The organism is Sphingobium chlorophenolicum, from assembly GCF_000722875.1.
In the GTDB taxonomy this organism is placed as follows: Bacteria; Pseudomonadota; Alphaproteobacteria; order Sphingomonadales; family Sphingomonadaceae; genus Sphingobium; species Sphingobium chlorophenolicum.
Window position 1 is genome coordinate 27,904 of the sequence record NZ_JFHR01000043.1, and the last position, 20,334, is coordinate 48,237.

General features: G+C 63.7%; 20 protein-coding genes and 1 pseudogene. 9 read left to right on the plus strand and 12 right to left on the minus strand.

Annotated features, from left to right (window positions below; translation table 11 throughout):
- Positions 1 to 77 precede the first annotated feature (77 nt).
- From BV95_RS16355 to BV95_RS24595, 5 genes are all read right to left on the minus strand, one after another.
- Positions 78 to 818 (minus strand): DUF3142 domain-containing protein, encoded by a 741-nt coding sequence (locus tag BV95_RS16355; protein WP_322788225.1) that lies wholly within the window; start codon positions 816 to 818, stop codon positions 78 to 80.
- Positions 815 to 2,998, minus strand: coding sequence for a PA5441 family protein (locus tag BV95_RS16360; protein ID WP_051749821.1), 2,184 nt, complete (start codon positions 2,996 to 2,998; stop codon positions 815 to 817). The genes BV95_RS16355 and BV95_RS16360 overlap by 4 nt, the downstream gene beginning before the upstream one ends.
- Before the next feature lie 49 nt (positions 2,999 to 3,047).
- Positions 3,048 to 3,863, minus strand: coding sequence for a DUF4349 domain-containing protein (locus BV95_RS16365; protein WP_156028688.1), 816 nt, complete (start codon positions 3,861 to 3,863; stop codon positions 3,048 to 3,050).
- Between the two features lie 237 nt (positions 3,864 to 4,100).
- Complete coding sequence (locus BV95_RS16370) at positions 4,101 to 5,333, minus strand: FAD-dependent oxidoreductase (protein ID WP_037454311.1); 1,233 nt, start codon at positions 5,331 to 5,333, stop codon at positions 4,101 to 4,103.
- Positions 5,334 to 5,481: 148 nt separating this feature from the next.
- Positions 5,482 to 5,814 carry a hypothetical protein gene (locus BV95_RS24595; protein ID WP_234703217.1) on the minus strand — a complete coding sequence of 111 codons (333 nt, stop codon included), beginning with the start codon at positions 5,812 to 5,814 and terminating at the stop codon, positions 5,482 to 5,484.
- Between BV95_RS24595 and BV95_RS24950 the strand changes: the two are divergent.
- The 3 genes and pseudogenes from BV95_RS24950 to BV95_RS16380 all read left to right on the plus strand — a co-directional run.
- Positions 5,795 to 5,896 (plus strand): annotated as a pseudogene (locus BV95_RS24950) (isoaspartyl peptidase/L-asparaginase); the annotation flags it as partial. The gene BV95_RS24595 and the pseudogene BV95_RS24950 overlap by 20 nt on opposite strands.
- Before the next feature lie 41 nt (positions 5,897 to 5,937).
- Positions 5,938 to 6,114 carry a hypothetical protein gene (locus BV95_RS24955; RefSeq protein WP_322788226.1) on the plus strand — a complete coding sequence of 59 codons (177 nt, stop codon included), beginning with the start codon at positions 5,938 to 5,940 and terminating at the stop codon, positions 6,112 to 6,114.
- A gap of 5 nt (positions 6,115 to 6,119) precedes the next feature.
- A complete protein-coding gene (locus BV95_RS16380; RefSeq protein WP_051749823.1) occupies positions 6,120 to 7,097 on the plus strand; it encodes a methyltransferase in 978 nt (325 codons plus the stop codon).
- A 17-nt stretch (positions 7,098 to 7,114) separates the two neighbouring features.
- Here the strand turns inward: BV95_RS16380 and BV95_RS16385 are convergent, their stop codons facing one another.
- A complete protein-coding gene (locus tag BV95_RS16385) occupies positions 7,115 to 9,298 on the minus strand; it encodes an SDR family oxidoreductase (protein ID WP_037454316.1) in 2,184 nt (727 codons plus the stop codon).
- Positions 9,299 to 9,400: 102 nt separating this feature from the next.
- Positions 9,401 to 9,682, minus strand: coding sequence for a hypothetical protein (locus BV95_RS24605; RefSeq protein ID WP_234703214.1), 282 nt, complete (start codon positions 9,680 to 9,682; stop codon positions 9,401 to 9,403).
- Between BV95_RS24605 and glf the strand changes: the two genes are divergently transcribed.
- The 3 genes from glf to BV95_RS16400 all read left to right on the plus strand — a co-directional run bounded on the left by glf (position 9,599) and on the right by BV95_RS16400 (position 12,884).
- The gene (gene glf, locus BV95_RS16390; RefSeq protein ID WP_037454360.1) at positions 9,599 to 11,842 is read left to right on the plus strand and encodes a UDP-galactopyranose mutase; all 2,244 of its coding nucleotides are present in this window, start codon (positions 9,599 to 9,601) and stop codon (positions 11,840 to 11,842) included. The two genes, BV95_RS24605 and glf, sit on opposite strands and share 84 nt — an antisense overlap.
- Positions 11,843 to 12,015: 173 nt before the next feature.
- Positions 12,016 to 12,243, plus strand: a complete 228-nt coding sequence (locus BV95_RS16395) for a hypothetical protein (protein WP_037454318.1) — start codon at positions 12,016 to 12,018, stop codon at positions 12,241 to 12,243.
- Positions 12,240 to 12,884: a DUF4142 domain-containing protein gene (locus tag BV95_RS16400; protein ID WP_037454319.1), complete on the plus strand. Its 645-nt coding sequence runs from the start codon at positions 12,240 to 12,242 to the stop codon at positions 12,882 to 12,884. The genes BV95_RS16395 and BV95_RS16400 overlap by 4 nt, the downstream gene beginning before the upstream one ends.
- A 283-nt stretch (positions 12,885 to 13,167) precedes the next feature.
- On the opposite strand, the gene BV95_RS16405 is transcribed toward BV95_RS16400, so the two are convergent.
- Entirely contained in the window at positions 13,168 to 13,365 is a 198-nt protein-coding gene (locus BV95_RS16405) for a hypothetical protein (RefSeq protein WP_037454321.1), read from the minus strand.
- A gap of 80 nt (positions 13,366 to 13,445) precedes the next feature.
- Here BV95_RS16405 and BV95_RS24455 point away from each other — a divergent pair, with 80 nt between their 5' ends.
- Positions 13,446 to 13,601, plus strand: a complete 156-nt coding sequence (locus BV95_RS24455; RefSeq protein WP_156028692.1) for a hypothetical protein — start codon at positions 13,446 to 13,448, stop codon at positions 13,599 to 13,601.
- Between the two features lie 126 nt (positions 13,602 to 13,727).
- Here the strand turns inward: BV95_RS24455 and BV95_RS16415 are convergent, their stop codons facing one another.
- Together BV95_RS16415 and BV95_RS16420 are read right to left on the minus strand one after the other, a co-directional pair.
- Positions 13,728 to 14,264 (minus strand): hemerythrin domain-containing protein, encoded by a 537-nt coding sequence (locus BV95_RS16415; RefSeq protein ID WP_037454324.1) that lies wholly within the window; start codon positions 14,262 to 14,264, stop codon positions 13,728 to 13,730.
- Between the two features lie 29 nt (positions 14,265 to 14,293).
- Complete coding sequence (locus tag BV95_RS16420) at positions 14,294 to 16,480, minus strand: catalase (RefSeq protein ID WP_037454326.1); 2,187 nt, start codon at positions 16,478 to 16,480, stop codon at positions 14,294 to 14,296.
- A 215-nt stretch (positions 16,481 to 16,695) separates the two neighbouring features.
- Here BV95_RS16420 and BV95_RS16425 point away from each other — a divergent pair, with 215 nt between their 5' ends.
- Complete coding sequence (locus BV95_RS16425) at positions 16,696 to 18,756, plus strand: glycoside hydrolase family 65 protein (protein ID WP_037454328.1); 2,061 nt, start codon at positions 16,696 to 16,698, stop codon at positions 18,754 to 18,756.
- 240 nt (positions 18,757 to 18,996) lie between these two features.
- On the opposite strand, the gene BV95_RS23845 is transcribed toward BV95_RS16425, so the two are convergent.
- On the minus strand, positions 18,997 to 19,137 hold the full coding sequence (locus BV95_RS23845; RefSeq protein ID WP_156028694.1) for a hypothetical protein: 141 nt from the start codon (positions 19,135 to 19,137) through the stop codon (positions 18,997 to 18,999).
- Here BV95_RS23845 and BV95_RS16430 point away from each other — a divergent pair.
- A complete protein-coding gene (locus BV95_RS16430) occupies positions 19,136 to 19,966 on the plus strand; it encodes a 23S rRNA (adenine(2030)-N(6))-methyltransferase RlmJ (RefSeq protein ID WP_037454331.1) in 831 nt (276 codons plus the stop codon). The genes BV95_RS23845 and BV95_RS16430 overlap by 2 nt on opposite strands.
- A 114-nt stretch (positions 19,967 to 20,080) precedes the next feature.
- Here the strand turns inward: BV95_RS16430 and BV95_RS24460 are convergent.
- Positions 20,081 to 20,334: hypothetical protein (locus BV95_RS24460; protein ID WP_214442613.1), on the minus strand; the 254-nt coding region annotated here is incomplete at its 5' end.

The following is a 20,334-nucleotide window of genomic DNA, read 5'->3' on the forward strand; positions in this document are numbered from 1 at the left end:
TGGCGCCTCGAACGCCCCATTTATGAGTTTACGGCCTAGGGGGGCATTTGGCTGAATGTCTGCTTGCGGCGATCCAGTCAGCGACGAAGTTCAGCAGTGTTCAACAGGAATATCGCATAGCCCCGGAACTGCGGATGTTGCGCAAGCCGGGCCGGCTCCCGCCAAGATCCGCCTTCAACCAGCGCCACACGGAAAGGAATGGGGAAGTTCTCCATCCTCCGAAAATAATCTTCATAATCCGGGATGGTGGAACGGCCCTGATAGGTCTGCACCACCACTTCGTCGACGGTCTTCGCAAGGTTGGTCAGCGCTTGCGGATCGCCATGGGCGCTCCAGTCCATCAAGCCGGTGATCGACAACCGCCATGTGCGAGGAAGGCGTTGTCGCACTTTCTCCAAAAACTTCGCATAGCCTTCAATCCCTCTGGTAGCCGCATCGAAATCGAGCTGGAGACCGGCGACTTCGTTTCCCGCCTCCTGCCAGCGGCGCAGATCGTTGAAAATCGCGGTGGTCACCATGTCGTTCCAGTCGAGCCGCTCCGCCCTTACCACCAGCCAGATTGTCTTGCCGGGAAGGCGCGGAATGCCCATGCGCAGGCGCTCGAAGCGCGCCGCCCCACCGCGGCGCACTTCCCCATCGAGCAGATAGAGGGTCTTCGGCCGGATGTCCCCGGTCGGGCGTACTCCGGGCCAGAGATAGAAAGCGTCATAGGCAGCCGGGTCAACGCTGCCCGCCTGCCTGTCCGGCTGAATATCGCATCCGGTCAGCAGAACCGATGCCAGCAGCGCCAGTCTCCGTCCCGCCAGAAGTCCCCTCACCAATAGTAGCGCAGGGCCTTCGCCCATCGGCTGTCGGGATAACGCTGCTTCAACTCGGTGAACCAGGCCTTCCGTTCGGCCTGCGGCGCCTGGGCCGCCTCCATTTCCTCATAGTTTCGATAGGGTCCACCACAACTATTATAGCCGGAAGGCGCGTAGCACATGACGGCCCGATACAGGGCATAGGCGCGGTCTTCCGCCGCTGCGTTTCTGTCCGCGATGATGCGTGTGTAGATGTCGTCGCGAGACTGCGGACGACCGGGGAATCCGTCCGGTCCGTTACCCAGCGCCAGTTTGTCGTCCGATGCCCTGAACAGGCTGAACCCGTCGAAGCCGTTCAACCGGTAGAAGTCGCCCAGACATAGGCGAGCCTTCGTATTTGCCGGGTTGCGCGCCAGCGTCGCGGCTGTTTGCACGAGCGTGGGGCAGGCAAAGCCGTCAGACCATTTGCCTTTCCGGAACAGGCCCACAGGGATCACATCCTGCTGGGTGAAATCCCAAAGCCCGCTGTCCGCCGGAGCGTTGACGGGCACCAGCGCAAGGTCGGCCGCGAAATCGCCAAAGGCGCCTCTGATCAGATCCTTGTAGAGCAGGGTGAAGCGCGCAAGGTCGCGCTCCCGCGCCGGGCGCGCGGCATCCCCTGCGCTGGCGCGCAGGATGGCGGGCGTCGCAACGGTCTGCAGCAGGATGGAGCGGGTGGCGGAGTCGGTGATCGGCGATCCGGGCGTAAAGATCTGGTCCAACCGCCCGTCGCGCTGCCAGCGGACGGCGAGCCCCATCTCCACCAAAGGGCGCTGGTAAAGCGGGCTCGCGCCGCCCAACAGATCCCGCCAGAAGCCAACCTCATTGGGGTCCCGCAACTTCGAAAGTGCCATTCCCCGCAGTGTCTGACGGCTGAACGCCAGCGGCGTGAAGCGGCTCTGCCGCGCGGCGTCGGGCAACAGCGCCAATATGGTCTTCGGCTCTTCTCCCGCATAATAGGCCCGGCTTGCCTGGAGCAGACCGTAAAGGTCGCCATGCGCCCGGAAATGGACTTGCTGCGTCGCCAGTTCGCTCGCGGACAGCGGCGCTGCACCGTCACTATGCTGCCGCATCCGCTTCAGATCCAAAATGGCCGTCAGCAGCGGCAAATTCTGCTGCTTGCCGACGATGGTCGAGGCGTCCGAACGTTCGAGCAGCTTGATGTCGATCTCCTCCGCCAGATCGGCCGCGGCTTCATCGCCGCCGGGCGTCGTGGCGAGGAGCGTCTCATAGCTTCGGGTCAACGCCGCCCAGTCGCCGCCAAGCCAGGCCACACGGCGTCTGAGTCCCTCGGCCGACGCTCGATATCGGCCTTTGGGGTAAGCCTTCAGATAAGCGGCGATGGCGGCTTCCGCTTGCGCAACCGCGGTGCGATCCACCTTATCCGGGCCAACGAAGTCGCCATATTCATCCACCGCCTGCGCCATTGCGGCGCGCAGACCGATGCGGATCGGCATATATATTGCGGTTTCCGCCACCCAACGGCTGCGGGCGCGGGTCAGGCTGGCAAAGCCGCTGCGCGCCGCCGGCCAGTCGGCCTTATAGAAAGCGTCCGCTGCCCTCAGGTAGCTCAGATACTCGCGGCCGGGCTTGCTGGAGACGGTCTTGTCGTCCCAGTTCGCCTCTCCACAGCCCGCCTGCAGCCGGAACCGGCGCAATGCCGCGCGTTCCGGCTCCGGCAAGGCGGTCTCTGCGTCGAGCGCGGCATTGAATGCGGGAACGCCGCCGCTCGATGCCTCGCAGCCGGGGGCCTCCGGCATCGCCTGGCCAGCGTCATCTCTGCCCCCTGCGGTTTGCGGCCAGAGGGCGGCGCGCAGGCCGGGCCATGTCATGAAGCTTTGGCCGAACTGCGGGTTGTTAGCGTCTGTAACGGCGCCCACCTGCGCCCTATCGTCCGGCGCTAGGCTGCGCATCAGCCACAGCATGTTGATGCGGGTATCGTTGCCGGGGCTGATGACCGCCCGGCCGCCGCAATCATATTCCGCCGATGCCAACTGCCAGGACGGCGCGCAGGACGAGTCCGCGCACGCCCATAGGGTGCTTCCTAGGCCAATCGTCGACAGCGCCAGTGCGCCCAGCAGGGTGGCGACCGGATGTTCGCGGCGCAGGGAGACGCCACGACTGATGATGCGGTCCAGACGACCATTGTCTTTCATCATTCCATTCTTACCTGACCGAAAATCGCTCGCAAGGCCCCGCTTCCCGGTTTCATTCCGGAGGAGACGCATCGTGCCGTTGCCGCCGCGCCAGCCAGCGCCTGATGCCCAGCCAAGCCAGGGCGAGCCCGGCGGCAGCGACCATCCATGGAAGGAGCGAGATCGCCAGCATCAGCAGGACCGCGATGCCGGCGACGACATTGACCCACCCATCCTTCATGGCGCCAAGCAGCGGTCCATCGTTTAGACTGGGATCGACTTGCCCCGAAGCATAATCGAAGGTCATGGGGGTGTTGGCGAGTTTGAGCTGTGCATCGTTCCGCACCGCGACAGCCTGTTGGCGCCGGTCCGATAGCTCCGCTAGACGATCCTGCAACTGCGTGCGTTCAGCGGTGGGCAGGCCTGACCGGTTCAATTGCTGTTCGATCCGGGCACGCTCTTCCGCGATTGCTTGTTGGTCGCGCTTCGCCGCATCGATGACGGCTCCAGACTCCTCGCTGTCGATACTCGCATCCGTAAGCATGCCGCCACGCTGGCTTACGGTCGCCACGCCTTTCTTGCCGAAATCTCGCGCTATGTCAGGCGCCAGCTTCATGACCAGCGACCCGTTGATCGTGCGGTCCCGATGGACCTGATAGCTCATCCCCGTGATGCGGCAGCGCGCCGCGGTCAAGGCTTCGCACTGGGCGGCATGCGCTTCCTGCACGGAAGCCACTCGCTCGGGCGGCAGTCGGAAGCCATAACGATATGTCAGCGACACGCCGGGGGTGCGGGTGACTGCCACATTGGGCGCGGCTGGCTCCTGCATCACCTCGGCGCTTCTCTCCTCCGAAGGCTTTTCCCCGCAAGCAGCGAGCAAAACTGCCATGGCAATGACCGAATTGCGCATCTCATTCCCCCTACTCGTGCACCGTGAGATTGTTCCACGGGAGGAACATAACATCAAGTAAAGCTTGCTTTTTTTATATCGGATGTCCGTTGGAAGAAGCTGTCACTATGCGGGCGCTGCTATCCTCCCTCCGCTATGCGGCATTGGCAGAGCAGAGCACACACATCGCGTCGAAGACGATGATCGGGCCGTTATTGCGATCGCCCGATGCCGCGCTCATGCCGCCTCCGCTAAAGGCTCACCAGCCTGAAGTTCTTCATCCAGCCCCAGCGGTCCCAGCGGATTGGCGACCAGTCCGCTCACCATCGCCGCCTGTATGGTGGTGGCGGGCCATAGTTTGGACAAAGGGCCGACCAAACGGTCGCGGATCAGCGGCAACAAGCGGCTGTCGGACTGATAGACGGGCGTGAACAATGCGGTGAGCCACTGATAGGTCACAATATGACGGCGGCGCAGCCTGATAGCATGTCGAACCCCTTCATCGACGCTGTTCGCTTGCTCCAGCCCCTTAGAAAGTGCCCAGGCGTCGAGCAAGGCCATGTTCGCGCCCTGCCCAAGCTGGGGGCTGGCGGAGTGCCACGCATCGCCGATATGGACCAGCGCCGGTTCCGCCGGGGTGGTCAGGGTTCGATGCGCGTAGCGTGCGAACGTCAATTGGTCGGGATCATGAATCTGGTCGAGCAGCGACGCGCAGTCGGGCCAGAGCGCTGCGACTCGTGCTTTCCAGGCTGCCAGCCCGGCCTCCCGCCAGTCATCCAGCCTGTCCGCGCGGAGCGACCAGAAGAAAGCAGCCTGCGGCATCGTGGCGCCCGGCGGCGTGCCGATGGGCAGAACGCCCGCCATGATACTGGCGCGGTCATAGCGCTGAGCGAGCATATGGGGATCGAAGCCCACGTCCTGCGGCCAATCGAGGCTGGCCCAGAGCGCGCCATAGGCCAGTTCCCGCCCCGTCAGCGGAGCCAGCGGCGTGCGGGTGCCCAGCGCATCCACCACAAGATCATAGGCATCACTCGTCTTGCCATCGGCAAAGTGCAGCGCGCGTTTCGCCCCGATCGGCTTGCTCCCGGCCAGCGTGTGCCCGGTATGGATGGTGATGCCCGACCGCAGGACGGCCTCATGCAAGATCGCGAACAGGCTGGCGCGATGAATGCCGATGCCGAAAATACCCTGGTGGCGGAGGGCGGCATAGTGGACATCGAGAACGACCCTCTCGCCCGCCTTGCCAAACAGCCGATCGATGCGCGCGCCCCGCGACAGCACCGCATCCTTCAATCCTAGTCTGGCGAGAACCGCCATTCCGGTAGGCTGAAGCATCAGGCCGGAACCGATGGGCTGCGGTGTGTCGAACCGCTCGAACAGGGTGACATGATGCCCTGCGCGATGAAGCAGCAGCGCCGCCGCCAGTCCGCACGGCCCGCAGCCTGCGATCGCGATGTTTAGACCCCGCATGATCGCCGTCTAGCCGAGCCGACTGGCCGTTCCAAGAGGATGGCCCGACATCTTCTATATTGGAGGCGAGGAAGATCGTCCGGAATATTCGGCGAAACCGAACCGGCGTGGATGTCTGATCGCCTGCCGGGGAGCGAGAGGACGAAATTCATGCAACTGCCAATGCCCCCATTGTCACATAATCCAGCTTGCCTGTGCCAAGCACCGGGAGCGCATCGACTTCGCGAATGTCGCGGGGAATGGCCAGTTCGGTGATGCCGTTCGAACGCCCCCATGCCTGGAGATCGCCGGATTTTGCTCCTTTGCGCGTGGGGGTGCGGCGAATCCGCAATCCCATCGTCGCCGCGCGCATGATCCTTCCGGCGCGGCCCGTGCTGCTGGCCGCCGAGGGGGCGGAGCGGTTCGCCGCGGGACAAGGCATGGCGCTGTGCGATCCGGCCGGGATGATCGCGCCCGGCCGCATGGCGTCCGAATATGCCAAGGCGCATGATACCGTCGGCTGCGTCGCCATCGACGCGCAGGGCCATATCGCGTCCGGCACCTCGACCGGCGGGTTGCCCGGCAAGCATCCTGGGCGATCATCGTCGAGGGGCATCGTTTCCGGGTGCTGGGATCGGGCGCGGTCTATATCGTCGACGGTTCCCGCGTCACCCATTCCAACATCGCGGAGGCCAGCCCGGAGCGGACATTGTCCATGCATGACGTGCGGCTGCATGTGCTGAGCCAGGACGATGTCTTCGATCTGAACCGTCGCTGCCCCGTGGCGGCACGGCCGGACTAGCGGCGATGTCACCACTGGACATAGCGGTGGAGGCGGAATTGCGGCGCGATCCGGCCGGTCGGGATGAAGCGCTGCACAACCTGCTGCTTTGGCTGAAGGGGCAGAATTATGCATTCGTCGCCCCGACGCCGCTTACCCATGCGCGGATCTTGAGGAGAACAGGCTCCTCTCCTGCGCGGACTTTGCGCGACGTGTTTGGATGGAACCTGTCCTTTCATCCCGGCCTGCTTCCCGCGCCCATGATGGATCTGCTGCGAAGGGCGGACATGGTGGAGGCCGCGGGCGACGCAATCAAGAGCCGGGTGCGCGTTTCGTCGCTGGGCGGGGATTTGTTCCTTCACTCCGGCTATCCCACCAGGGCGCGGGACGCCGTTTTCTTCGGCCCCGACAGCTATCGTTTCGCGGAGATGATCCGGCAGCAACTTTCGCTGATCCCGGTTTCGCCCGGTTCCCGGATCGCGGATATGGGAACCGGGGCGGGCGTGGGCGCGGTGACGCTGGCCCGTCTTCGTCCGGATGCGCGCATCCTCATGACCGACGTCAACCCGGCGGCGCTTCGCTTTGCGCGGATCAACGCGGGGCTGGCCGGGATAGAGGCCCGGCAGGCGCTGGGGGATCGACTGGACCCGCGGGAGGGGCGGTTCGATCTGATCGTCGCCAATCCGCCCTATATTGCCGACGGAATGGGGCGCGCCTATCGCGATGGCGGAGACATGCATGGCGCTGCCGTGGCCCTGCACATGACGCGGGAGGCCTTGCCGCGCCGGAATGGAGGGGGGCGTTTCCTGCTTTATTCAGGCAGCGCCATCGTAGAGGGCGCGGATGCGTTGCGCGAGAGGCTGTCGATGCTGGCCCGCGAGCATGGTTGCGCCTTGCGCTATAGCGAGGTGGACCCGGACATATTCGGGGAGGAACTGGAGCAGCCCGCCTATCGGGACGTGGAGCGGATCGCCTTGGTGTGGGCCATGTTCGAAATGCTATGACAATTGGTTTCCAACGATCATGCTGCCTGCCGAGCCCAATGCGGCGGCAAATGAAGCGTGAATTGATCCAGCGCGGCGGCGAGCGGGGGAAGGGCGGCCCCGCGCCGGGTGGCGAGGGCGGCATAGGCGGGCCGTTCCGCCGCCCAGCATAGCGAGCGATGCGGCACTGCGCGGATGCGCGCCGGATCATGGCCGCATCTCGCCGCGATCCGCCGGGCGAAATCCGACCAGGAAAGGGGCGTTCCGCTGGTGAGATGCCACAAGCCCACCTCCCCGTCGATCAGCAGGTCCAGCGCGGTCGCGACCAGATGCGGGACATAGGTGGGCGTCACGACCAGGTCGTCCGCCGCGACGAAATGGCCGCCCTGCGCCAGCGATCTGACCACGTCGGCGGCGAAGTTGAATTCGTCATGGGGGGAGAAGAAGGCGGCGGTGCGCACGATCAGATGGCGTCCGGCCAGCGCGCCGATGCCCCGCTCCATTTCCGCCTTGCTAAGGCCGTAGCGGTTGAGCGGGCCGGTCGGGTCGTCCTCCACATAGGGCCTGTCCTTTTGCCCATCGAAAACCAGATCGCTGGAGAAGGAGAGGGTGGGGATGCCGCGATCCTGACAGACGCGGGCCAGGGCGATCGCGCCTTGGGCGTTGACGGTCATGCAGGGGTCCGGGGCGGCCTCCGCCTCGTCCACCCGTACCCAGCCCGCCGCGTTCACCACCGCCCAGGGGGCGATGTGTTCGATCCTTTCCGCCATGCGCGACGGCGCCGACAGGTCTAGGTCGCGGCGGGAGGTCAGCAGGAAGGGGATATTGCGAAGGGCGCAGGCGCGGGCCATGGCCTGACCCAGCGTTCCGGTCGCGCCGCATATCAGCAGGGGCGGGGCGGAAAAGCGCGGCTGGCTTACCGCGAGATGCGCCTTCATCGGGGCGGGACGGGTGACGGGCGGATGGCCGATGCGCACCGGACGCTGCCACCAGCCTGCGCCCCCCGCCAGCAGCGGGCGATCCTGCGGACGGGAGAGCGCCTGGGCCAGCGGCAGCAGCGCCGTGGCGCGGGGCGCGCCGCCGCTGACGTCCCACAGACCGGGTTCATACGCGCCCTCCCCGGTGAGAAGGGTGTTCCAACCGGAACTGCCCAGCAGCGACCATAGGGTCACGGCTTCGACGGGGATATCGTCCGCGCAGAGCCGTTCGGCCATGTCCCAGGCCTGGGCGGCCCATCGCATCTGCTCCTCCCGGGTGCAGCCATTATGAACCTCCGTGATGGCGAGGGGTATGCGATAGCGGGCCCATGCCTCCCGCAGGGCGCCTTCCAGCCCCTGGGGCGGTGGCTCCAGCACGCGGAGCGCCTCCACATCGGCGTAGAGCTGGCTTTCGCTGCCGCCGTGGCTGTGCGGGGGATAGCGTTGCAGCCGATGGTCGAGGAAACGGTCGCTTGTCAGATAATGGTTGATGCCGATGATGGCGGGCGGGCAGGGATCGTCCGCGATGGCGCGGAGCCGGTCCTGGAAGCCGAAGGCCGAGAGGCGGTCCCAGAGCGGATGATCCTGGCCGATCCGGCCGCAGAGAAGATCCCAGCTCGCCCAGCGCCGCAGATTGTCGAACGCCGCCTGGTCGCGCAGCGCCGCCGTGGCATAGGTGCGGCCGAGATCGTCGGTCTGGATCAGGCGGGCGGCGGGATTGACGCGCCGGATCGCCTGCATGGACAGGCGCGTGGCGTCGATCTGGTTCAGCAGGGCCAGCCAGAAGGTTCGTTCCGACCGTTGGTGCGGATGCCAATGGCCGTACAGGGCGGAGAAGCGGGCGGTGGTCAGCGGTTCGTTGACCGGGGTCCAGTCCATGACCCACGGATAGCGATGCGCCGCGGCCGCCGCATGCCGGGCAAGGCCGGGCGCAAAACCGGAGTCGACCAGGCTGGTATAGGCCGGACCGCTGCCATGGTGGACGAGACCCGCAATGACCCCGATGCCGAGCTGGCGGAGGCGGCCCAGCCGTTGGTCGGTCCAGTCCCAGTCACATCGGGCCGGATCGTCGGGGCTGATCCTTTCCCAGAGGATCGGGTAGCGCAGGGCGCAGATGCCGGTGTCGGAAAGCAGGTCCAGATCGTCCGGCCTGTCATGATGGCCGGTCGCCCGGATCTGATCGCGATAACGGTCGTGCACCCGGTTGACGGTGCATTCCAGGCCTCCCCAAAGTTGCGGCGGCATGGTCGTTCCCCTTTTCCCACAGGATGGTGCGCGTCGAATATTTCGCGTCGGGAAACTTCGATCAAGTGAAAGGATGAAATAGCGACATTGTCGCAATCTGGATCAGTGCAGGCGCAGGAACTGGACCGAATGGCATGCGGTTATTGCAATGTTCATCCGGCAGAAAGGTTTTTCTATATGGTCCAGGACCAGTTTTTTCCTTGGCATGAGTCTGGATCGATAGAGGTCGGTGATACGCATACGGTCATATGTTTCAGCCATCTTCGCTGGAACTTCGTATTTCAGCGCCCCCAGCATCTGATGAGCCGGTTCGCGGCGCGATCCCGCGTCCTGTTCTGGGAAGAACCCTGCCATATCGCCGGTCTGGAACAGCCAGGCCTGCATGTGGAGACATGCGCGGCGACCGGGATGACGGTCATCACGCCGCAGCTTCCCGAAGGGGATCGCGGCGGGGATCGGGAAAGGCTGAAGGCCCTGCTCGACCTGCTTCTGGCGGGCGAGGAGGGGCCTTTCGTCCGCTGGTATTACACGCCGATGATGCTGCCCTTTTCGGACCATGTCATGGCGGACTGCATCGTCTATGACTGCATGGACGAACTGGCCAATTTCAAGGGCGCGCCGCCCGAACTGCTGCCGCTGGAGCAGCGATTGCTGTCGCAGGCGGACCTTGTGTTCACCGGCGGATACAGCCTGTACGAAGCGAAGAAGGATAGGCATGGCCATGTCTATCCCTTTCCCTCCAGCGTGGACGCGGCGCATTTCGCCAAGGCGCGGTCGTCGCAGCCGGGGCGGCACGGGGGCAGGCCCCGCCTGGGCTTCTACGGCGTGGTCGACGAACGCATGGATGTCGAACTGCTCGCCATGCTGGCCGATGCGCGGCCCGACTGGGATGTGGAGATTGTCGGTCCGGTGGTGAAGATCGGCGAGGCGGACCTGCCGCGCCGGGACAATCTGCACTTCACCGGCGGCCGATCCTATGAGGAATTGCCGGCCTGCGTCGCGGGATGGGACGTGGCGCTGATGCCCTTCGCGATCAACGATGCTACGCGCTTCATCAGCCCCACCAAGACGCCGGAATATCTGGCGGCGGGCAGGCCCGTCGTGTCCACGCCCATCGCCGACGTGGTTCGGCAATATGGCCAGATCGAAGCGGTCCGCGTCGCAGAGCCGGGCGACGCCTTCATCCGCGCCTGCGACGAGGCGCTGGCGCTGTCCGCTTCGGGCGGAAGCTGGCTGGCGGAGGCGGACAAGATGCTGGCGGGCATGTCCTGGGACAGGAGTTTCCAGCAGATGAGCCGGTTGATCCGCGACGCGATGTCGCGCGGCGTTCATTCCCATCCCATCGTTTCCCCCACCAACTGGAAGAGCGAGGGGCCGCACCATTATGACGTGATGGTCGTGGGCGCGGGTTTCGCCGGGGCGGTCATGGCCGAAAGGCTTGCCGCCGACGGGGACAAGAAGGTGCTGCTGGTGGACCGCCGGTCCCATATCGGCGGCAATGCCTATGATGAGATGGACGGGGCGGGCGTCCTTATCCACCGTTATGGACCGCATATCTTCCACACCAATTCGCAGGAGATATTCGATTATCTGTCCCGCTTCACGCAATGGCGGCCCTATGAGCATCGCGTGCTGGCGGCGGTGGGCGACCTGCTGGTGCCCATGCCGATCAACCGGACGACGCTGAACAGCCTTTATGGCCTGAACCTGCGGACGGAGGAGGAAGCGGCGGCGTTCCTGACGGCGCAAGCCGAACCGGTCGCGGTGGTGCGGACTTCGGAAGATGTCGTGATCTCCGCCATCGGCCGGACGCTCTACGAAACATTCTTCCGCGATTATACCCGCAAGCAATGGGGGCTGGACCCGTCGGAACTGGACAAGGCGGTGACGGCGCGGGTGCCGACGCGCACCAATGTCGATGATCGCTATTTCACCGACAGGTTCCAGGCGATGCCCCTGGAAGGTTATACCCGCATGTTCGAACGCATGCTGGATCATCCCAATATCGATGTACTGCTGGGTGTCGATTATTGCGAGGCGCGCGACGCCTATCCGCACGACCATCTGGTGTTCACTGGGCCGATCGACGAATATTTCGGCTATCGTTTCGGCAAATTGCCCTATCGTTCGCTCGATTTCCGGCATGTCAGCCTGGACGTCGACCGGTTTCAGCCCGTCGCCGTGGTGAACTATCCCGCGCCGGGCGTGCCCTATACGCGCATCACCGAATATAAGCATCTGACCGGTCAGAAGGTGGCGGGGACCAGCATCACCTACGAATATCCCGCTGCGGAGGGTGACCCCTATTATCCGATACCCCGGTCGGAAAACCAGCAACTTTTCAAGCGCTACGAGGCGCTGGCCATGGTGCAGTCCGACGTCACCTTCGTCGGGCGGCTCGCCACCTACCGCTATTATAATATGGACCAGGTGGTGGGGCAGGCGCTGGCGACCTATCGCCGGATGGCGAAGGCCGCAGCCGGGCCTGTGGCGCCCGCCGCGCCATCGCGGCCGCTGGCACAGCCTCTTTCATCGGCCGGCTGACGCCTTCGATCGCGCAGTTCATGAGCGATAAAGTGCGCTATGCCGGTGGCGGCATGTTGCCCTTGCGTGAAGGCGCGGAAAAGCGCCCTGCCGCTAACATAGGGTTGCCGGAGGGGCGGGGCGCTTGCGCGGAACGGGACGTTGTATCGGAAACCCCACGAAAGGAGTGCTTCATGCAGCGACCGGCCAGTCCGTCCAACCCGATATCCATCGCATCAATCCTCTTTGCGTCCATCATGCTATTGGGCGCCTGCAGTCCGGCGGCGCGCAACGAAAATGGGCGAGTGCCCGGCGGCACCGATCAGCAGGAGGCGATCAACGCGGCCGGGAATGGCGGCGGGGCCGATGCCATGCCCGGCATCGGCGCGCCGGGGACCGGCGGCAACGGAACGCAGCCATGATCGCGGGCGCATTTCCAAAGCGGGTCCTGCCCGCCTGCCTTGCCATGCTGGTTGTGGCGGGTTGCGACCAGACCGACGGCGTGCCCAATGATGCCGGTCCGGCCAACGGCAGCGCGACCGTCGCCAAACATTATGAAGGGCCGAAGCCGGAGGGCGTCTCCAGCCCCGACGATGCGGTGACCACCACCTTCTACATTCCGCAGGCGGCGATCAGTGACATGTATGAGATGGAGGCGGGCAAGATCGCCATGGTTCGCGCCCGCGCTCCGGAGGTCAAGGCATTTGCCCAAATGATGGTAGAGGATCACAGGAAGAGCAGCGAGCGGCTCAAGCAATTCGTGGCGAATAATCCAGTCAATATCGCCATCCCGCAGAATATCGATCCGCGCCGCCGGGCGATGCTGGGTGACCTGAACGGAGCCGGGGACCAGGAGTTCGACAGCGTCTATGTCGGCCAGCAGGCGGCGGCGCATCAGGAGGCGTTCAACCTTCAGAGCAGCTATGCCAAGGGCGGCGACTATGCGGCCCTTCGGAAGATCGCGGCGGAGGCCGTTCCGATGATAGCTGCCCATCGCAAACAGGCGGAGGCGCTGGACGGGAAGTTCGGTCCCACCGCCAGATCGGTCTCGGCGGGGCAATGATCCGTGCCTGCCTAGGCAGCGTCGACAGATCAGAATGTCTGGAAATGGCCAGGAGCGGACGCTTAATCCTCCCTACGCGCAGCGTGGGGAGGGGGACCGCGCGAAGCGTGGTGGAGGGGAAGATTCGGAGGTTGTGCCCCATTCCCCTCCACCACGCTTCGCGCGGTCCCCCTCCCCATCTCCCGATGGGGAGGAATAGGATAGGTCCGCTTTCCACCCAATCACTCAGCCCGGCGAGTCTTGAATTTGCCCACGCTGCCGAGGCTCTCCACCTCCCTCATTCTCAGCTTCCGGCTTTGGTGTTGATGGGAGGTGCCAGCGGGTTGGGATCCTTGCCTTCGCCCTTTTCGACATTTTCCGCCGCTTCGTCGTCGGCGTCGCTGGTTTTTCCGCCGGGCGATCCCTGTTCGGGCGGAGGGACGTCATTGCGGCCCTCTACAGGGTCTTCGGATGATCCGCCATTTTGTCTGTCTTCTTGCATGTCGCTCTCCTTGGACTGTCGAAGGCGGCTATCGCCCTGAACCATTTTGCGTTGCCGACCCCGTCGCGGAAGAACCCGGCGTGGAGGAGGGGCTCTCGGAAGCCGACACCGCCCCCCGCGTGCTGGTTTCGCCGTCAGTCATGGCGCTGCCCGCGCCTTCTCCGGGAACGCCGTCGGGCACGGTGCCGGCGGACATGTTGCTGGGCGCGAAGGTGGAATCGCCCGAATCGGCCTGATCCGACGGAGCGCAGCTTGCCGCCGCGGGCAGGAGCAGGACTATCAACAGGGATTTGCGCATCATGGTTTCTCCGGTTGCCCTGACGCGCCCTGCGGCGGTCATGACGATTTTCCTATTTACCGGTTCAGGCCAGGCCGGTGCTGTAGCGCTTCGTCTCTTCGCGATAGCGCTGCGTCATCCGGGCCTGAACGTCGGGCGGCAGTTCCTCATGCAGCTTGAGGAAGCGGCTGCCTTCCTCCTCATAGATGTGGTGCGCGACCGCGCCCCGCAGATGATCGAGCTTGTCGGTCCAGTCCTGCGAGAGAGGATCGAGTTCCTCCAGCAACGCGACCTGTACCTTGGCGGCCTGCTGCTCCTGATAGCTCATGCCCATCGGGCCTTTGTGATCGTGCGACAGTTGCGGATAGACGACCGCTTCCTCCGCCATCGAATGGCCGGTCAGCAATGCGCCGAGTTCCTTGAGCGCGGTCGTGCGCTCGCCCGCATCGGTCGCTGCCTCCGCTCTGTCGAACGCGGCGTCGATCTGCTCATGATGGGTCAGGATCTGGTCGAGCCAGTCGCCGCTCATGGCGGTCCGACGCGCCTCTTCCCTTGCCTTGATGCGCGTTTCCGCGCTTTCCGGCGGCGTCACCGCTGCGATCACTTTATCCAGTACGGACATGGACAGGCTCCTTTATCGTTGGGTGGTTGTCAGGCTCCCGGCTGTTTGGGTGGCGCTATTTTGGGCTGCGCGGCAAGGAAGCCCGCCGCGTCCAGATCCACCTTATATTTGCGCTCCCACAGACGCAGTGCGCCGCAGGTCTTGAGGAAGCTGGCGATGGTTTCGGCATTGGAAAGAAGGATCAAGCCTTCGTCCATGTCCGCTTCGCCGATGCCTGCCGCGTCGATCAGCGGCAACGCGTCCTCGATGTAGCCGATGAACTTGGCATGGGCATAAGCGTCGCTCACAAAATCCTTGGCGGTCTTGTCCAGCGCGAGTTGCGCCGCGCCATCGGGGGCCAGCAGCAGGACGACCGCATCGTACAAGACCGAAGGGCCACCATCGATCTTCTGCTTGGCCTCCACCTGGCTGCCGTCGTCCAGCGTCGCACCGGCAATTTTCGGCGCGATGATTTCATAGACGGCGCCGGCGGCCTTCACGCCCGCGACCAGCGCCTTGAGCAGCTTTGCCGGCGCCTCGTCACTGACCAATATGCCCAGTTTGCGGCCAGCAAAGCTTTCCGGTCCACGCGCCACGATGCTGAGCGCAGGCGAGGGTGGAAGATCGGTGCGCGCGGGCACAGCCGCCTGCACGGGTTCAGGTAGGGCGGGCAGGCCCAGGCCGTCCGCGACCACCGTCGCCAGCGTTTGATCGATATGGCGCAGGTGGCCGACGATCCGTTCGCGAATGTCGATCCGCTCGCATTTCGACAGTTCGAATACCAGCGCGTCGCCGATATGCTTCTGTTCGATGGGCGTCTGGCTGATGAAGAATTGCCGCGCCTGGCTATAATGATCCGCGAAGGTCTCGGAGCGGATCTGCGCCTTGCGGCCATTCACCTCTTCCGCGAAATGGCGATAACCGGTGTTCGGGTCGGCGCGCGGATTATTTTCCCCCGCCGCCCAGCTATTGGGCTCATAATTTACGCGCCCTTTCGGGTTGCGCATCGCCATATGGCCGTCCTGCTGGAAATTGTGGAAGGGGCATCCCTTGGGCGCGTTGATCGGGATATGGGTGAAATTCGGACTGCCGAGGCGCTTCAACTGGGTATCCAGATAGGAGAAGTTGCGCCCCTGAAGCAGCGGGTCATTGGAAAAGCCGATGCCCGGCACCACATTTTGCGTGCAGAAGGCGACCTGCTCGGTCTCGGCGAAGAAATTGTCGACACGGTTGTCGAGGACGAAGCGGCCGACGATGCGGACCGGGACCTGTTCCTCCGGGATGATCTTGGTCGGATCGAGCACGTCGAACTCGAAACTGTCGGCGAAGTCGTCATCGAAGATCTGGACGCCGAAATCCCATTCGGGCGGGCTGCCGAGATCGATCGCATCCCACAGGTCGCGGCGATGGAAGTCGGGATCGGCACCGTTGATCTTGACCGCTTCGTTCCACAGCACCGATTGCAGGCCCTGTCTGGGCTTGAAGTGAAATTTGACGAAGACGGCCTTCCCCTCTGCGTTGATGAGGCGAAAGCTGTGGACGCCAAAGCCTTCCATGAAGCGATAGGAGCGCGGGATCGCGCGATCCGACATCGTCCACATGATCATGTGCATGGATTCCGGCGTCAGGCCGATGAAGTCCCAGAAATTGTCATGCGCGGTCTGCGCCTGCGGGAAGCCGCGATCCGGTTCCTGCTTGGCCGCATGGACCAGATCGGGGAACTTGATCGCGTCCTGGATGAAGAAGACCGGAATATTATTGGCGACAATGTCCCAATTGCCTTCCTTCGTGTAGAATTTGGCGGCGAAGCCGCGCACGTCGCGGGCCAGGTCGAACGAGCCCTTGTTACCGGCAACGGTCGAGAAGCGGACGAACATCGGCGTCCTTTCGCCCACTTCGGTCAGGATTTTGGCGGTAGTGAACTCTTCCAGGCTCTCCGTCAGCGTGAAGGTGCCATGCACGCCGAAGCCGCGTGCATGAACCACGCGCTCAGGAATGCGCTCATGGTCGAAATGGAAGATTTTCTCGCGGAAGTGGAAATCCTCCAGCAGCGTCGGACCACGCTCGCCAGCGCGCAGGCTGTTCTGGTCGTCCGCGACTGGGACGCCTTGCTGGGTCGTGAGGACCGGGCTGCCGCCGTCCGGCAGTTGATGCAGTTCACCGCCAGAGCCGGTCTCCGTTTCAAACGTGCCGGCCTGCGCCGCCGCGCCCTTGTCCTGACCGATCTTCTGCGCCATGCGAACTCCTCCTTATCTCGATCAACATCAGGGCTATCAAGGGGATGCGCCGCTCCGGCGCCGTTGGAGCGAGAAAGCGCGCAGCCCGGCCTATGTTCCGCGCAAATGAGCGTGGACTGATTTGCATCAGTGAGATTTCCGGCAATGCGCGCGACACTGATCCAGATAAGCCTGCTCGTGAGGAACAAACTTTGTCCCCGCGCCTTTTGAGCGGGATGGTTTCACCATCCAGTCCTCTTCCGGTTCGTGGCGCGCGGAACAAAGATCTGCCTGCCTATGTCGGCAACGGGCTTGTCGGTCTTCGGATATGCGAAGTGCCGATCCTGCCGGGTTCGGCGATCCTGAACGGCGTGGTCGGCCTTCACGCTGAGGAGCTCCTGGAAGCGGCGATCCCGGTGCCCTATCCGCTCTGCGGCGACATCGGCATCGGCGAAGCGTGGCTGTCCGAGCAGCCGTGGGCCGTCAGCGAGTTGGAGCAGAGCTACGACTTTTCTGCCGGCGAACTTTCCAGCAGCTTTCGGTTCCGGGTCGGCGAACACTCGCTTCTTGCGCGGATCACGACCTTTGCCAGCCGTAGCGATCCCGCACTCGTCCTTCAACAGGTCGAATTAACCTCCGAGTCTGCCTGTCAGGTGAGGCTGCGCGCGACAATAGGGACCGCAAATGTGCGAGGACACGCCGCCAGGCGAATGATCGGCGCGGAAGCGCAGGCGGGAGACGGCGCCCTGCTCTGGATTCCCGAAGGGGGAATGAGTAGCTGCGGCATCGCCTTTTCCAGCGAGTGCAGGAGTGCGGAGGAGCAACCGCAATTTCGGCAGAAACATGGTTCGGGGCCGCTCATCAAGGAATATCGGGTTAAGCTGAAGCGAGGCAGGCCCGCCCGCTTGCAACAGGTTTCCGCAATGATCCCGTCCATCGTGCATCATCAGCCGGACGAGGAAGCGGTCCGCCGTCTGGCGAAGGGTCTCGCCTTGGGATTCGACAGGCTGCGGGCGCTCAATCGCGAACATTGGCAGGAAATATGGCAGGGGCGCATCCTCGTCGAAGGCGCAAGCAGCGATCATCAGCGGCTCATCGACGCGGGCTTCTTCTACCTCAACAGTTCGGCGCACAGATCATCCCCGGCCGCGACATCCATGTTCGGCCTCGCGAGCTGGCCCGGCTATAATTATTATTACGGCCATGTGATGTGGGACATCGACGCCTTCTGCGTCCCGCCCTTGTTGTTGGTCCAGCCGGGAGCGGCGCAGAGTCTGCTCGACTTTCGCGCACGGCATGTCGATGCGGCCAGGGCTTATGCGAAGCTCGACGGTCATGATGGCATGCGCTTTCCCTGGCAGGCGGCGCCCCGTTCGGGGGAGGAGGCGACCCCTGGCGCCGCTCCTGCGGCGGCCAACGCTGCGCATGTGTCTCTGCATGTCGCCCGCGCCTTTGCCTTGCACGCCGATGTCACAGGGGACAGTCGCTATTTGCGGGCCCAAGGCTGGCCGATCCTGTCCGGCGTGGCCGACTGGCTTGCGGCTCGCATATCGATGACCGATCGCGGGGCGAATCTGCTGCGCGCGACCGGTCCGGCCGAGGTTCCCGATCCGCCGGACAATGACAGCTTCACGCTGATGACTGCCTGCGACTTGCTGCGCCGCGCGATCCGTCTGGCGAAGTCGATCGATGCCGAGGTGCCTGCGTCATGGCACAGGCTGCTGGATCGCATTCGGTTGCCGGTGCGGAGCGACGGCGTGATCGCCCCGCACCGGGATTTCCGCGTCGATGAGGAGAAAGGCGCGACGCCGTCGTCGCTGGCCGGGCTGTTTCCGATGCATTATCCCGCGTCCGATCGGGAAAGGAAGGCGACGCTGGACTTCTTCCTTGCGCGCTGGCGCGACTATGTCGGATCGCCCATGCTGCCTGCCTTCTATCCAGCCTGGGCCGCCATGGCCGGAGACAGAGGCCTGGCGCTCGCATTGTTCGAGGAAGGCTATGCCGCTTATGACAAGGGACGCTTCCACCAATGCTTGGAATATAGGGAAGATCATCCCGATTCAAAGGTTCCGGCAGGTCCATTCATGGCCAATATCGGCGGGATGCTGATGACGATGCTCATGGGATTGCCGGGACTGGAGATAACGGGAGAGAAGCCTGCCGCGTGGGCGCGGCGCGCGGTCGTGCTCCCCTCGGGCTGGAAGAGCATTTCCGTCGACCGCCTCTGCGCTGGCGGCCGGCCGATGCGCCTTGTCGCGGAACATGGCAAAGAATGCGCGAGGCTGGTTCCGACCTAGGACCGATCGACATTCAGCCCGTGGCGGCCTGCAAATGGTTGAAGCGAGACACCTGACTCGCTTCAATTTCCGTGCTTCCGGTGCTCACTTACTGAAGTATGCTGCGTAGAAACGAGTCACGTGCCTCGTTTCGAGATTCTCGAATCCACTATTTTCGCCGCGCCCTGATCTGAATCCCCACACACCCTAAAGTGGGCTTGGAGCCTTGCGCTAAAGCGCTTTGAAGGTTTTCGCCCGCCCCTATGCGAGCACCGGGTTGGTTGCTTCAATCGCCTCGCGCTCGGTTTGCGCGCCCAACAATAGCGGTACGGCCATAACTTCGCTTTGCAGAAGGTCCGGCAGCTCGTCTAAAGGCAGGCCGTCAGGATTTTGAACCACCATGAATTATCGCCATTCCTTCCATGCTGGCAATAGCGCCGATGTCGTAAAGCACGGCCTGCTGATCGCCCTGGTACGGGCTTTGCAGCACAAGCCGGGGCCGCTGACCCTGATCGACACCCATGCCGGCTGCGGGTTGTACGATCTTGGCGGCGACGAAGCGCGACGCACCGGCGAAGCCACGCAGGGCGTGCTGCGGGTCTTTGCCGATCCGAACCCCTTGCTGGACGATTACCGCGCCGCCGTACGGGCGGTGAATGTGGGTGACGAGCCGCATCTGTACCCCGGCTCACCGCGGTTTCTGGCCCAGCTTTTGCGCCCGCAGGATTTCCTGATCCTGAACGAAAAGCACCCGGAAGACGCTTACGCGCTGCGCGGCGCGATACGGGATACCGGCGCGGCCGTGCATCAACGCGACGCCTACGAACTCTGGCTGGCTATGCTGCCGCCCCGCACCGCGCGCGGCGTGGTGGTGGTCGACCCGCCCTACGAACAGCCGGACGAACGCGCCCGCATCACCGCCACCCTCGCCGCCGCTTACCGCAAATGGGCGCATGGCGTGACGGTGATCTGGTATCCGCTGAAAGACAGCGCCACGCATTGGCGGTGGAAGCAGCAGCTACGCAAGCTGGGCATCCCGAAATTGCTGCTGGTGGAGCATTGGCTATACGATAGCGAGCAACCCGGAATCTACAACGGCGCGGGCCTCTATATCGTCAATCCGCCCTACGCTTTCACACAGGCACTCCCGCCACTGTTGGAGGCTCTGCGCGCAGCGTTAGCGCCCGAAGGGCATAAGGGCGAGATTATATCCGGTTGGTTGGGCGATTAAAATAAACCCTCACTCCACCCTCCATTCGCTCAGAATGACGACTGAGGGCGTCGAGAAAACCTGCGATGCCATGGATGGAGTAAAGCTGCTGACATGCTGAGGGTATGATATTTTTCAAACACCCGGCCGCAGCGGCACTGTAGAGATTGATGGTTTCAAATATGATTGGGAACTCCTGAGCGAAGCCACCCCATCGGAGATCGCTGCCATGCTTGGCTGAACCGTCACGAGGTAGTGTGCGGGATGTTCTGCAAAATCCATTGAGGATTTGAGCGGCCATGGCAGGCTGGTGATGTTCAAAGTCGCCAACCCCAATGGAGCCCCACCATGACCAGGAATGAGAATAGACCATCGATAGCGGCCGTCAA

Bases quoted from the DNA above. Each gene is read 5' to 3' on its own strand.
- BV95_RS16360 (WP_051749821.1), bottom strand. From the start codon at position 2,998: ATGATGAAAGACAATGGTCGTCTGGACCGCATCATCAGTCGTGGCGTC.
- BV95_RS16365 (WP_156028688.1), bottom strand. From the start codon at position 3,863: ATGGCAGTTTTGCTCGCTGCTTGCGGGGAAAAGCCTTCGGAGGAGAGA.
- BV95_RS16370 (WP_037454311.1), bottom strand. From the start codon at position 5,333: ATGCGGGGTCTAAACATCGCGATCGCAGGCTGCGGGCCGTGCGGACTG.
- BV95_RS16380 (WP_051749823.1), top strand. From the start codon at position 6,120: ATGTCACCACTGGACATAGCGGTGGAGGCGGAATTGCGGCGCGATCCG.
- BV95_RS16385 (WP_037454316.1), bottom strand. From the start codon at position 9,298: ATGCCGCCGCAACTTTGGGGAGGCCTGGAATGCACCGTCAACCGGGTG.
- glf (WP_037454360.1), top strand. From the start codon at position 9,599: ATGAGCCGGTTCGCGGCGCGATCCCGCGTCCTGTTCTGGGAAGAACCC.
- BV95_RS24605 (WP_234703214.1), bottom strand. From the start codon at position 9,682: ATGCAGGCCTGGCTGTTCCAGACCGGCGATATGGCAGGGTTCTTCCCA.
- BV95_RS16395 (WP_037454318.1), top strand. From the start codon at position 12,016: ATGCAGCGACCGGCCAGTCCGTCCAACCCGATATCCATCGCATCAATC.
- BV95_RS16400 (WP_037454319.1), top strand. From the start codon at position 12,240: ATGATCGCGGGCGCATTTCCAAAGCGGGTCCTGCCCGCCTGCCTTGCC.
- BV95_RS16405 (WP_037454321.1), bottom strand. From the start codon at position 13,365: ATGCAAGAAGACAGACAAAATGGCGGATCATCCGAAGACCCTGTAGAG.
- BV95_RS16415 (WP_037454324.1), bottom strand. From the start codon at position 14,264: ATGTCCGTACTGGATAAAGTGATCGCAGCGGTGACGCCGCCGGAAAGC.
- BV95_RS16420 (WP_037454326.1), bottom strand. From the start codon at position 16,480: ATGGCGCAGAAGATCGGTCAGGACAAGGGCGCGGCGGCGCAGGCCGGC.
- BV95_RS16425 (WP_037454328.1), top strand. From the start codon at position 16,696: ATGGTTTCACCATCCAGTCCTCTTCCGGTTCGTGGCGCGCGGAACAAA.
- BV95_RS16430 (WP_037454331.1), top strand. From the start codon at position 19,136: ATGAATTATCGCCATTCCTTCCATGCTGGCAATAGCGCCGATGTCGTA.
- BV95_RS23845 (WP_156028694.1), bottom strand. From the start codon at position 19,137: ATGGTGGTTCAAAATCCTGACGGCCTGCCTTTAGACGAGCTGCCGGAC.